Consider the following 11,515-nt stretch of genomic DNA (forward strand, 5'->3'; position numbering starts at 1 on the left):
AGAATTTCATGACACTTAAAACGATGACCATGACCGCCGTCGTTGCACTTGGCACGGCAGCCGCTGCGACGGCGGAAGAGGTGCGCGTCTACAACTGGTCGGACTATATCGACGAAGGCCTGCTGGAGAAGTTCGAGAAAGAAACCGGTATCGACCTGATCTATGACGTCTTCGACAGCAACGAGGTTCTGGAGACCAAGATGCTGGCAGGCGGCTCGGGCTATGATGTGGTGGTCCCGACCGGCTCCTTCATGGCGCGCCAGATCCAGGCCGGCGCCTTCCAGAAGCTGGACCCGTCGAAGCTGCCGAACAAAGAGAACATGTGGGACGCGATCGAGGAGCGCACCGCAAAGTATGACCCCGGCAATGAATACTCCATCAACTACATGTGGGGCACCACCGGCATAGGAGTGAACGTTGCCAAAGTGAAGGAAGTTCTGGGCGACAACGCCCCTATCGACTCGCTGGAGCTGGTGTTCAACCCGGCCAACATGGAAAAGCTCGCGAGCTGCGGCGTGCATTTCCTGGATGCCCCGGATGAAATGATCCCGGCGGCGCTGAAATACATCGGCGAAGACCCAAACAGCATGGATGCCGATGTTGTCGAGAAAGCCGAGCCGGTGCTGCTGGCTGTTCGCCCGTACATCACCAAGTTCCACAGTTCCGAATACATCAACGCTCTTGCCAATGGCGATATCTGCGTGGCTTTCGGCTGGTCCGGCGACATCCTGCAAGCGCGTGACCGAGCTGCGGAAGCGGATAATAATGTTGAGATCGAATACAACGCGCCAAAGGAAGGCGCGCTGATGTGGTTCGACCAGATGACAATTCCGGTCGATGCCCCGAACCCGGATGGTGCCCATAAATTCCTGAACTTCATCATGGATCCGGAAAACATGGCCGCGGCGTCCAACTATGTCTACTACGCCAACGGCAACAAGGCCTCGCAGGAATTCCTAGAAGAGGATGTGATCGGCGATCCCGCGATCTATCCCAACGAAGAGACTGTCAAGAACCTGTACATCAAGGAAGGCTACCCGCCGAAAGTACAGCGCACCGCCACCCGCATGTGGACCAAGATCAAGTCCGGCACCTAATCAGCCGTACCTGACTCGCGGGGCGCAATGCCGCCCCGCTCCTCCCAACGCGCCTGGGTTTTCCACGCGCGGCCATCCCAATCATCCCCGCGACACTTCGCAGAAGAGGCCCGGCTTGACTGCTTCCGTATTCGAACCCTGGAACGATCCTGAGGCTAAGCCCTTGATCCACTTTCAGAACGTCACCAAGCGCTATGGCGAGTTCACCGCCATCGACAACCTGACCATCGACATATACGAGCGGGAATTCTACGCGCTCCTGGGTCCGTCTGGCTGCGGGAAAACCACGCTGATGCGAATGCTGGCCGGGTTCGAGACACCGACTGAAGGCAAGATTTTTCTGGCCGGGCAGGACATTGCTCCGGTACCTCCGAACAAACGCGCCGTGAACATGATGTTCCAGTCCTACGCGCTGTTCCCGCATCTTTCGATCTGGGAAAACATCGCCTTTGGCCTGAAGCGCGAAAGGATGCCCAAGCACGACATCAACGACCGCGTTGAGGAGATGCTGCGGCTGACCCGGTTGGAGAAGTTCGCCCGCCGCAAGCCGCACCAGATTTCCGGCGGCCAGCGCCAGCGCGTTGCCCTGGCCCGTTCGCTCGCGAAACACCCGAAACTGCTGCTGCTCGACGAACCTCTGGGTGCGCTGGACAAGAAACTGCGCCAGGACACTCAGTTTGAACTGATGGACATTCAGGAGAAAACCGGCACCACCTTTGTGATTGTGACCCACGATCAGGAAGAGGCGATGACCGTGGCTTCACGGGTCGCGGTGATGGATCACGGAAAAATCATCCAGGTGGCGACGCCGGACCGGATCTATGAAAACCCGAATTCCGTCTATGTGGCGGATTTCATCGGCGACGTGAACCTGATTGAAGGCACCGCCAAGCTCAATGGCAGCGAAGCTTACGCCATGTCCTGGCACGAAGGCCACGCGCCCCTGACGGTAAAGTCGCCAGTTGCATTTTCCGACGGGCAGAAATGCCATCTGGCAATCCGGCCGGAAAAGGTCTCGATCAGTGCCGAAAAACCGGCGGACGCGGACAATGCCGTTCAGGGCCGCATTCTGGATATCGCCTACCTCGGAAATATTTCCACTTACCACGTAGAGCTGCCCACCGGCGCGGTGATAAAGGCACAGACCGCCAACACCCGCCGCATCGCCCGCCGGGCCTTCACTTGGGAAGACACTGTCTGGCTGTCCTGGACTGCCACGGCAGGCGTTCTGCTGGCAGACTGATGCGCCGCTTTATTCTGATTGCCATCCCCTATGTCTGGCTTCTGGCACTTTTCCTTGTGCCCTTTGCCATTGTTCTGAAAATATCCTTGTCGGACGCCGCGATTGCCCGCCCGCCCTACTTCCCGCAGTTCGACTGGGCCGAAGGCATCGCAGCCTTCATCGCAGAACTGGACTTTGAGAACTTCGTCTGGCTGACCGAAGACGATCTTTATTGGAAAGCCTACCTCAGCTCTGTGAAAATCGCGGTCATCTCGACCTTCTTCACCCTGCTGGCCGGCTATCCGATTGCCTATGGAATGGCGCGCGCGCCGGAGGAATGGCGCCCGACCCTGATGATGCTGGTGATCCTGCCCTTCTGGACCTCTTTCCTGATCCGCGTTTATGCGTGGATGGGGATCCTGTCGAACGAGGGCTTTCTCAATCAGTTCCTGATGTGGATCGGCGTGATTTCCGAACCGCTGACCATCCTCAACACCAACTCCGCAGTCTATATCGGCATCGTCTATACCTACCTGCCGTTCATGATCCTGCCGGTCTATTCGGCGCTGGAACGGCTGGACGGCTCGCTGATCGAGGCTGCCGAGGACCTTGGATGCTCGCGCCTGACGGCCTTTTGGCTGGTAACCGTGCCGCTCTCCAAGAACGGCATCATCGCCGGCAGTTTCCTGGTCTTCATCCCGGTGCTGGGCGAATTCGTAATCCCGTCTCTGCTGGGAGGCTCTGATACGCTGATGATCGGCAAGGTTCTGTGGGAGGAGTTCTTCTCCAACCGCGACTGGCCAGTGGCATCCGCAGTAGCGGTGGTTCTGCTGCTGCTCCTGGTGATCCCGATCGTGCTGTTCCAGCGCAACCAGCAGAAACAGCAGGAGGCAGAGCAATGAACCGTATGAGCTGGTTTAACGCCGTATCGCTGACCCTCGGGTTCGCTTTCCTTTACATCCCGATGGTGATCCTGGTGATCTTCAGCTTCAACGAAAGCAAGCTGGTCACCGTCTGGGCCGGGTTCTCAACCAAGTGGTATGGTGAACTGCTGCAGAACGAGGCGTTTCTTAATGCGGCCTGGGTGACCATCAAGGTGGCGGTGTTCTCCTCCACCATGGCCACCGTGCTGGGCACCATCGCCGCCTATGTGCTGGTGCGCGGCGGGCGGTTCATGGGGCGGACGCTGTTCTCCGGCATGATCTATGCGCCGCTGGTGATGCCCGAAGTCATCACCGGCCTGTCGCTGCTGCTGTTGTTCATCGGCATCGGCCTGGACCGCGGCGTACTGACGATTGTTCTAGCACATACCACCTTCTCGATGTGCTATGTGTCGGTTGTAGTTTCCTCCCGGCTGGTGACCTTTGACCGTTCGCTAGAGGAAGCCGCTCTGGACCTGGGCTGCTCCCCGGCGGAGGCGTTCCGGCTGGTCACCCTGCCGATCATTGCCCCTGCGGTGATTTCCGGGTGGCTTCTCGCCTTTACCTTGTCGCTCGATGACCTGGTGATTGCCTCCTTTACCTCCGGCCCCTCGGCCACCACTCTGCCGATCAAGATCTTCTCGGCCGTGCGCCTGGGTGTCAGCCCGGAAATCAACGCGCTGTCGACGATCATGATCTCGATCGTCACCGTGGGCGTCATCACCGCCTCGCTGGTGACCAAGCATCAGGTGGCCCGCCAGAAGCGCGAGGAACAGGCCGCGGTGCGCACCTGATGCGCCGGATCTTCTCCGGCTATGCCTATGGTCCCGGCCCGCGCAGCAACTGCTGGTGGGACGAGACCATCGCGGCACCTGATTGGCCGGTTCTTGAAGGAGAAACCGTTTCCGATGTTGCCATCATCGGCGGCGGTTTCACGGGCTTGTCAGCAGCCCTGCACCTAGCCGAAAGCGGGACCTCCGTTGCCCTGCTGGAAGCTGAGACACCGGGCTGGGGCGCGTCCGGGCGCAACGGCGGGTTCTGCTGCCTTGGCGGTTCGAAACTCTCCGGCAGCGCAATGCGCAGGCTGTTCGGCAGTTCCGCCGCAGGTACCTATGAGGCCAGCGAAAAGGCTGCGGTGCACCTTGTGCACGAGTTGCTCTCCAACCGCGGCATTGCGGCCGACACCCACTCCCGCGGGGAAACGCAGCTGGCACACAGCGAGAAAGCTGCGCGCCGCCTGTCCGCACAGGCCAAAGAACTGCAAAGGACGGGTGAAGAGGTGGAATTTCTTACCCGCCACCAGTTGTCGGACCAAGGTCTGAACGGCAGTTTCCATGCCGCGCTGACGAAACCGGAGGGCTTTGCCCTGAACCCGCGCAAATACCTGTTCGGCCTGGCTGCCGCTGCCGGGAAGGCAGGCGCCAGACTGTTTCAGAACAGCCCCGCGCTATCTGTGAAACAGGCGGCCGGCGGCTACAAATTGAAGACTAATAAGGGTGAATTGAGGGCATCCAACGTTGTCATTGCCACCAATGGCTATTCTTCGGAAGATCTGCCCGGATGGCTGGCGGGACGCTACATGCCCGCGCAATCCACGGTCATGGTGACCCGCCCGCTGACGGAAAACGACCTGCAGGCGCAGGGCTGGTTTTCGCATCAGATGGCCTATGATACCCGCAATCTGCTGCACTATTTCCGTCTGATGCCGGACCGGCGCTTCCTGTTTGGCATGCGCGGCGGGCTGGTTGCCTCGCCCCGGGCCGAGGCCGGCATCCGGCGCAAGCTGCGGCAGAATTTCGAAGCCATGTTCCCGGAATGGCGGAATGTGGCGACCACCCATTGCTGGTCCGGCATGGTCTGCCTTTCGCGCAACTTGGTGCCCTTTATAGGGGCAGTACCGGATCGCCCCGGAATGTACGCCGGACTGTGCTACCACGGCAACGGCGTCGCAATGGGTAGCTTTGCCGGGCGGATCCTCAGCGATCTGGTGCAAGGGCGAAAACCAGAGCTGCCTTATTCCCCCGTCGTGCAAAAGCTGCCGCGGTTTCCCTTTGGCCGCGCCCGCCGGGTAATAATGCCGCCGGCCTATGCGGTTCTTGGCCTGATGGACTGAAGCGCTGCGCGTTCCAGCTCAAAGGCCTGCCAGTCCCGCTCCCCACCGCGTTCTGCCCGCCACAGGCAATAGGCCGCCATCCGCCAGTGAAACCACGGCTTCAGGGCCAGGGTTCTGCCCGCGATCCGCGGATCAGGATAGGCGCGCAGAAAGCTGTCCTCCTGGGTCTTCGTCAGCGGCTCCCCCCGGTACATCAGCTGCATTGCCGGAGACAGAAACAACGCAAGGTCTTCTGCCGGATCACCGATTTGCGGGCACTGCCAGTCGATCAGCGTCAGAGTGCCGTCGTGCGCCAGCAGGTTGCCAGGCACCGGATCGCCATGGATCAGCTGCGTTTGCTGCAAGGGCGGAACCCGGCCCAGCGGACGCAGTTCTGCCAGCGCTTTCCGGTCATTACACTCTTTCAGAATATCAAGGGTCTGCTGCTCCAGAGCCGCACTGCCATTCACACCGTCCGGCAGCCCAGGCGGCGCGGCCAAATCGTGCACCCGCCCCAGAAACCGTGCCACATGGGCCGTGTCTTCTTGCCATGGACTGCCGTTGACATGGGCGTAACACAGCCACTTTTGCCCTTCGAATGTCCCGGTCTGAACCAGCGGCGGCACCATTCCGGTACCGGAAAGCGCCGCAAGAATTGCCACTTCCCGTCCGGAGTCATTGGAGAACAGCGGATTAGCTCCGCCTTCCGCATACAGCTTGATAACCAGCGCCCCGGCCCGCCAGACATGGTTCGACCGCCCGCCGGTCAGACGCCGGGGGGCGGGAACATGCAGCCCGATTGCGGACAAATGCGCAAAGAAACTGGATTGGAACTGGACTGTCAGCGGTTGCAGGGCGGTCTCCGGAGTTTGGCCGCCCTGTTCTTAGACAGTTTTTCCGCCAGCGCCTACTCCCGGATTACCCGGCAGGTTCGCGCAACGCGCTGACTGAAGAGGCCAGAACCACGGAACCACCCTGAGTAATCAGTCCGACTTCTCCACCTTGCATCCGGGTCTCATTCACCTTGAAGTAGACTTCGGCATGTTCCGCAAGCAGCAGATCATCACCTTTGCGGCTTTCAACAATAAAAGTGTATTCGCCTGCTTCCAACGCATTTCCGTCATCGTCCAGCCCATTCCACTCATAGGGCTCGGCCGAGACCGGAAGTGTGACACGCTGCACTTCAGTGCCGTTTGAGTTCTTCACTACAAGTGTAACCGAATCCGCGGCTGCCGCCGGGTTAGGTGCAATAGTGACCGAGTTGCTACCGTCGAAATAGCCAGGTGCAACAGCACGCGCCTCCATCCCGACCCAACCTGAGAGAGCTGCCATATTAGCCAGTCCCAGCTGCGATTGCAGACCTTCCAGAAGTGTATTGCTCTTGGTTTGCTGCTCGACCATCGAGAACTGCGCAAGCTGCGCGGCATATTCTGTCGAATCAAGCGGTTCCAAAGGATCCTGGTTTGTCGCCTGCGCCGTCAGCATCTTTACGAATGTCTCGAAATCCGACGACAGCCCGGAGGTTTGCTGCGAAGCCGCCGGCAGCGGATTGGATTGCGCCGCGGTGCTGCCCGCGGATGTAACTGCTGTTGTCATGTGGTCAAACCCTCATATCCACGCCGGCCGATCCAAGCCGGAGGTTTTGTGTTGTTTGCTCCCCGGCGGTCTCAGCACCGCGGGTCCGTGAATCCGCCGCTCCGCCGGCTTGTCCGGTACCTTCCTCAGTACCGCCGCCCTCTCCACCGCTGCCGGCCTGGCCGCCGCTGAACTCGAACGAAATGTCCTCGTAGCCCATGCGGCGGAATTCCTCGGCCAGCTCATTGATGTGGCGACGCATGAGATCGCCGGTCTCAGGGCGCTCTGTCTGGATGATCATCGTAATGCCCGTTTCACTGGTCACCACGCGCATTTTGACGTGTCCCAATTCCTGAGGATTCAGGCTCACCTCAACCTTTTGTTCGCCCTTGGCAGCGAAAGCTTCGGCAATCTGGGCTGCAATCATACGGGGCATTTCCGGCCGGTGCACGGAGTGCGAGCCGAACGAAGCTTCGGTCAGAAGCTGGCTCAGGCCCGGGGCCTCTCCCGAAAGCCCAAGCGCAGGAAACGGCAATTCAGCCTCGCCGGCGGTTTCTGTCAATTCAGCAGCCAACAGCGGCTGAAACATTACCGAAGCCTGCGGGGCCGCCTGAACTGCAGGCACCATGTTGAACTGGCCGGTACGTGATATCCCTGAACCCGGTTTTCCCTCTGCAAGGGCTTCCGCCGAAATATCCTCCGAAACCTTGATGCTGACGGAACCAGGTTCCGAATTGCGTGATGTCTCCCTTGACAATGGCAAACCGGTCGCGAGTACCTGCACCGCGCCTTGTGCACCAGCGGCAACGGCCCGGGTTACACCTTCGGGCTGCCGGACCGGCATTTGTTCAACCGCCTTCTCATTTGGCAATCCGGAGACTGCCTTGGCCGCCAAAGCCCTCTCAGCGGCTTCGCTGACCCGCAAACCGCTGCGGGTCTGTGTGCCCTTCTTTACTGCAGCCTCCATCTGAGAACGGCTGCCAGCACTTTCCGCCGCAACCGCCTTCTTGCCATCAACAGTTTCCGGAACTGCGGCTGCACTGCCGGGGACAGCGACCTTACCCTTAGCCGAATGAAGCTCTTGCAGGGGCTGCCTGCTATCGGCAGGGCGTTCAGGTTCCTGAGCCAGGGCGGCTTCAGCCCTCATGTCAGTCTTCGGCGAATTGGCAGGCTGGCTGTGACCAGCCTTCCGGTCTGCCGGTGCCGGCTTCACATCACTTTGCGCAGCGGTTTTACCATGTGCAGCTGTTTGTGCCTCTTCTGTCGCTGCCTCGCCTGTGGAAAGGGCTGCCTGTCGGCTTCCGTTCTCCTGCAGGGTCTGGCTGGCCGCAGTGTTCGCTACTTCAACAGCATCTGCAATTTCAGCCTTTTGCGCGGCACTGACTGTGCCCTCCGCTTGGGCTTGGTTCGCCAATTCTGTCACGCCTGCAACAATGGTTTCAGCCGCTTCTTGCACAGAAGCAGCAATATCGGGATCCGCTTCAGAAGACTCTTCAGACGATGCGGCCGGCGTAGTCTTTTCGTCCCCTTCAGAAGAACTTTCTTCGTTGCTGGCCGTTCCAGCAGACTTCGCTTCCGTCTCTTCTGCTGATTCCGGAATAGTAGATTCGCCATCCGACAAACGGGCTGCAGCGGACTCTTTGCTCTGGTCCGGCTCCGCCGTCAAATAATCCGAAAAATCGCTGGAACCATCTGATTTTTCTGAATTTCCCGTTGGAACAGACGCCGCCTTCCCACCGGAAGCAGGTTCAATACCAAGGATCGAATTCATCATCATGTTCTGTTCCAGACATTCTATCTCGACTCGCAAACACTTAGCCCAAAGCAGTTACGGCAATTTTAACCGGTTGCAGCGCAGTCTCGGAAAAATCGATGGAATTCGAGGACCAACCGGAGAACCGGACATGACAGATTTGTTGCCTATCCCCCTGCAAAGCGCATCTTCTACTGCCCCGGTGCGGCCCGCACACAAGGATCCGCTGCGCGAGGCTGCCATTGAGCTGGAAGCATCCTTTCTTGCTGAAATGCTGAAGTCCGCCGGTCTCGGCGAAGCCAGCGAAGCCTTTGGCGGCGGTGCAGGCGAAGAGCAATTCTCCAGCTTTCTGATCCGCGAACAAGCCAACCAGATTGCCCGCTCCGGCGGCATCGGCCTGGCCGAATCACTTTATCACGCATTGAAGGAGACCCAAGGTGACTAACACGGACCCGCAACAACTCATTGATGATTTGGATCAGATCCTTGACCAGGAAAGGACAGCCCTTATGGCAGGCGACCTGGCCAAGCTGGAAGGTCTGCTCGCAAAAAAAGAAAAAATCATCGGCAAGCTGAACTCCGTTTCGGAACTCGAACGAGACTCGCTGGAGCAGGTTCAGTCGAAGCTGACACGCAACCAGGATCTCCTGGACAGCGCCATGAATGGAATCCGGTCGGTTGCCGCTCGGATGGCCGAATTGCGCCGTATCCGCAAAGGGTTGGACGTCTACGATCAGTCCGGGCGCAGAACCCGCTTTGGCACCCGTAGCGGCGCCAAACTGGAAAAACGGGCCTGAGAGCAATTTGGGGAAAATTCTAAAGAACCAAATGCCGCCATTAGCACTCCCTTAGCAAATCCTGCGCCAAAGTCGCCTTGCACCTGATGAAGGGTGGCGCGGAAACCGGACGGTGGAACGCACAGTCAGAAAGACGTCACACAGCGCCCCGGAGGGGCAAGTAATTCAGGGGCCAAAGCGCCCCGCAGCTAAAGGAAAAAGCTATGACCAGCATTCTGACCAACAACGGCGCAATGGTTGCTCTGCAGACCCTGAAGTCCGTGAACAACAATCTGGAAGAAACCCAGAACCAGATCTCGACCGGTAAAGAGGTCGGCATGGCGAAGGACAACTCCGCTGTCTGGGCCATCTCCAAAACCATGGAATCCGACATCCAGGCCTACGAAGCCGTGGGCGACGCCCTGAACTTCGGCGAAGCAACCGTGGCTGTCGCCTCCTCCGGCATGGAGCAGATCGTTGAAACCCTGAAGGAAATGCGCGAGTTGGCAGTTGCCGGCGTTTCGCAGAACGTTGACCACGACAAGATCGAGGCTGACCTGGCCAAGAAGAAGGAACAGATCGAATCGATCATCGACTCCGCGAGCTTCAACGGTGCCAACCTGCTTGACACTGCTGTGACTTCGCAGCTTGACGTTCTCGGCGGCATCAGTGCATCCGGAGATGTGATCACCGTTTCGGCGATCGACACCGGTGCATCTCTGGATACCAGCGACATCGACACTCTGACCTCCGCCAACGCTGCGGACGTTCTGACCCAGATCGAAGCCCTGCTGACTTTTGCGATCGACAGCGCGGCCCAGCTGGGTGCGGACAGTAACCGCCTGTCCGACCAGAACGACTTCGTGTCGAAACTGACCGACTCGCTGAAGTCCGGTGTCAGCACCATGGCAGACACCAACATGGAAGAAGCGTCGGCCCGGCTGAAAGCATTGCAGACCCAGCAGCAGCTGGCGGTGCAATCGCTCTCCATCGCCAACCAGGCGCCGCAGACCCTGCAGCAGCTGTTCCGTTAACAGCCCTTACCGGGGCGCTGATGGCGCCCCGGTCTTCCCCTCTCAGAGAACCTGAAGAATAATACGTTAGGAAAACACGTGAATGCCCTTCTGAAGGCGAAGAGTGCCTATTCGGCGGCAAAGACCCCGACCCGGACAGCTAAGAATTTCGAGTATGAAGTGATTGCCCGTATCACCCGCAGGATGATCACGGCAACGCAAAAAGGCCGCGGCGGGTTCAACGAGCTCGCGACAGCCCTGAACGACAACCGGAAACTCTGGTCCATTTTCACAGTAGACATCGCTTCGAAGGGCAATCCCCTGCCGGATGATCTCAAACAGAACTTGTTCGAACTGGGAGAATTCACGAGACAACACACCACCAAAGTGCTTCAGCGCAAGGCCGATGTCCGGCCGCTGGTGGAAATCAATACGGCCATCATGCGTGGCCTCCGCAGCGGAGCATCCTGAATATGAGCGGACTTGTCCTGAAACTAGCCCCAAAGGAGCGCGTCCTGGTAAATGGTGCGGTGATTGAAAACGGCGACCGCCGCAGCCGCCTTTCGATTGTCACTCCAGACGCCAACATCCTGCGTCTTCGCGACGCAATCCATCCGGAAGAAGCCAACACACCTGTGCGCCGGGTGTGCTACGCGGCACAGCTGATACTGTCAGGTGATGCCGACCCCGAAGAAGAACGCCTGCCGATGCTGCGCCGGATCGAGGAGCTGAGCCAGGTCTTTACTGACCCGGACAGCCGCTCATCCATCGCCGAGGCTACTGACGCCTTGATCAGCAACAACCATTACCGCTGCCTGAAAGCTCTTCGCACATTACTGCCGCGTGAAGACCGTCTGTTTGCAGTCCGGCCGTCCTAAATCCCGCCCGCCCCGGCAACCGATGCCAGGGCGGGTTTAAATTTCCCTGCTTGTCCCATTCTGAAGGCAGTTTCACGCCGCAAGAAAACATAGCTTGCCAAGGACACAGGCAGTATTGGTGTCTAAAGCCACACCTGACACTCAGCAAAATTCAGGAGTTTGCAGCCTTCTGCGAACCTGACATCTTGG

The 11,515-nt window shown here is 59.0% G+C and carries 13 protein-coding genes; 10 read left to right on the plus strand and 3 right to left on the minus strand.

The annotated features are described in order from the left end of the window. Positions 1-8: 8 nt before the first annotated feature. The 5 genes from GKC28_RS10805 to GKC28_RS10825 all read left to right on the plus strand — a co-directional run bounded on the left by GKC28_RS10805 (position 9) and on the right by GKC28_RS10825 (position 5,352). Positions 9-1,097 (plus strand): polyamine ABC transporter substrate-binding protein, encoded by a 1,089-nt coding sequence (locus tag GKC28_RS10805; RefSeq protein WP_174146906.1) that lies wholly within the window; start codon positions 9-11, stop codon positions 1,095-1,097. 115 nt (positions 1,098-1,212) lie between these two features. Continuing rightward, complete coding sequence (locus tag GKC28_RS10810; protein WP_174146907.1) at positions 1,213-2,340, plus strand: ABC transporter ATP-binding protein; 1,128 nt, start codon at positions 1,213-1,215, stop codon at positions 2,338-2,340. Further along, positions 2,340-3,221 carry an ABC transporter permease subunit gene (locus GKC28_RS10815; RefSeq protein ID WP_174146908.1) on the plus strand — a complete coding sequence of 294 codons (882 nt, stop codon included), beginning with the start codon at positions 2,340-2,342 and terminating at the stop codon, positions 3,219-3,221. The genes GKC28_RS10810 and GKC28_RS10815 overlap by 1 nt, the downstream gene beginning before the upstream one ends. Next, positions 3,218-4,033, plus strand: a complete 816-nt coding sequence (locus GKC28_RS10820) for an ABC transporter permease (protein WP_174146909.1) — start codon at positions 3,218-3,220, stop codon at positions 4,031-4,033. The genes GKC28_RS10815 and GKC28_RS10820 overlap by 4 nt, the downstream gene beginning before the upstream one ends. Then, entirely contained in the window at positions 4,033-5,352 is a 1,320-nt protein-coding gene (locus tag GKC28_RS10825) for an FAD-binding oxidoreductase (RefSeq protein ID WP_174146910.1), read from the plus strand. The genes GKC28_RS10820 and GKC28_RS10825 overlap by 1 nt, the downstream gene beginning before the upstream one ends. Here GKC28_RS10825 and GKC28_RS10830 read toward each other — a convergent pair. The 3 genes from GKC28_RS10830 to GKC28_RS10840 all read right to left on the minus strand — a co-directional run bounded on the left by GKC28_RS10830 (position 5,325) and on the right by GKC28_RS10840 (position 8,683). Beyond that, positions 5,325-6,101 (minus strand): phosphotransferase, encoded by a 777-nt coding sequence (locus GKC28_RS10830; RefSeq protein WP_254604205.1) that lies wholly within the window; start codon positions 6,099-6,101, stop codon positions 5,325-5,327. The two genes, GKC28_RS10825 and GKC28_RS10830, sit on opposite strands and share 28 nt — an antisense overlap. 148 nt (positions 6,102-6,249) lie before the next feature. Continuing rightward, complete coding sequence (locus GKC28_RS10835) at positions 6,250-6,927, minus strand: flagellar hook capping FlgD N-terminal domain-containing protein (RefSeq protein ID WP_174146911.1); 678 nt, start codon at positions 6,925-6,927, stop codon at positions 6,250-6,252. 4 nt (positions 6,928-6,931) lie between these two features. Continuing rightward, on the minus strand, positions 6,932-8,683 hold the full coding sequence (locus GKC28_RS10840) for a flagellar hook-length control protein FliK (RefSeq protein WP_174146912.1): 1,752 nt from the start codon (positions 8,681-8,683) through the stop codon (positions 6,932-6,934). 127 nt (positions 8,684-8,810) lie between these two features. Here GKC28_RS10840 and GKC28_RS10845 point away from each other — a divergent pair, with 127 nt between their 5' ends. The 5 genes from GKC28_RS10845 to flbT all read left to right on the plus strand — a co-directional run bounded on the left by GKC28_RS10845 (position 8,811) and on the right by flbT (position 11,326). Continuing rightward, positions 8,811-9,104 carry a rod-binding protein gene (locus GKC28_RS10845; protein WP_174146945.1) on the plus strand — a complete coding sequence of 98 codons (294 nt, stop codon included), beginning with the start codon at positions 8,811-8,813 and terminating at the stop codon, positions 9,102-9,104. Then, positions 9,097-9,456 (plus strand): flagellar biosynthesis protein FlgN, encoded by a 360-nt coding sequence (locus GKC28_RS10850; protein ID WP_174146913.1) that lies wholly within the window; start codon positions 9,097-9,099, stop codon positions 9,454-9,456. The genes GKC28_RS10845 and GKC28_RS10850 overlap by 8 nt, the downstream gene beginning before the upstream one ends. A gap of 203 nt (positions 9,457-9,659) precedes the next feature. Beyond that, entirely contained in the window at positions 9,660-10,469 is an 810-nt protein-coding gene (locus GKC28_RS10855) for a flagellin (RefSeq protein WP_039184407.1), read from the plus strand. Between the two features lie 78 nt (positions 10,470-10,547). Further along, complete coding sequence (gene flaF / locus GKC28_RS10860) at positions 10,548-10,919, plus strand: flagellar biosynthesis regulator FlaF (RefSeq protein ID WP_019295211.1); 372 nt, start codon at positions 10,548-10,550, stop codon at positions 10,917-10,919. Positions 10,920-10,921: 2 nt separating this feature from the next. Continuing rightward, positions 10,922-11,326, plus strand: coding sequence for a flagellar biosynthesis repressor FlbT (gene flbT / locus GKC28_RS10865; protein ID WP_019295212.1), 405 nt, complete (start codon positions 10,922-10,924; stop codon positions 11,324-11,326). Positions 11,327-11,515 lie beyond the last annotated feature (189 nt).

The sequence above is a fragment of the Leisingera sp. ANG59 genome (assembly GCF_013317235.1).
Classification (GTDB): domain Bacteria; phylum Pseudomonadota; class Alphaproteobacteria; order Rhodobacterales; family Rhodobacteraceae; genus Leisingera.

Bases quoted from the DNA above. Each gene is read 5' to 3' on its own strand.
- GKC28_RS10845 (WP_174146945.1), top strand. From the start codon at position 8,811: ATGACAGATTTGTTGCCTATCCCCCTGCAAAGCGCATCTTCTACTGCC.
- GKC28_RS10820 (WP_174146909.1), top strand. From the start codon at position 3,218: ATGAACCGTATGAGCTGGTTTAACGCCGTATCGCTGACCCTCGGGTTC.
- GKC28_RS10835 (WP_174146911.1), bottom strand. From the start codon at position 6,927: ATGACAACAGCAGTTACATCCGCGGGCAGCACCGCGGCGCAATCCAAT.
- GKC28_RS10840 (WP_174146912.1), bottom strand. From the start codon at position 8,683: ATGATGATGAATTCGATCCTTGGTATTGAACCTGCTTCCGGTGGGAAG.
- GKC28_RS10805 (WP_174146906.1), top strand. From the start codon at position 9: ATGACACTTAAAACGATGACCATGACCGCCGTCGTTGCACTTGGCACG.
- GKC28_RS10855 (WP_039184407.1), top strand. From the start codon at position 9,660: ATGACCAGCATTCTGACCAACAACGGCGCAATGGTTGCTCTGCAGACC.
- flbT (WP_019295212.1), top strand. From the start codon at position 10,922: ATGAGCGGACTTGTCCTGAAACTAGCCCCAAAGGAGCGCGTCCTGGTA.
- GKC28_RS10815 (WP_174146908.1), top strand. From the start codon at position 2,340: ATGCGCCGCTTTATTCTGATTGCCATCCCCTATGTCTGGCTTCTGGCA.
- GKC28_RS10825 (WP_174146910.1), top strand. From the start codon at position 4,033: ATGCGCCGGATCTTCTCCGGCTATGCCTATGGTCCCGGCCCGCGCAGC.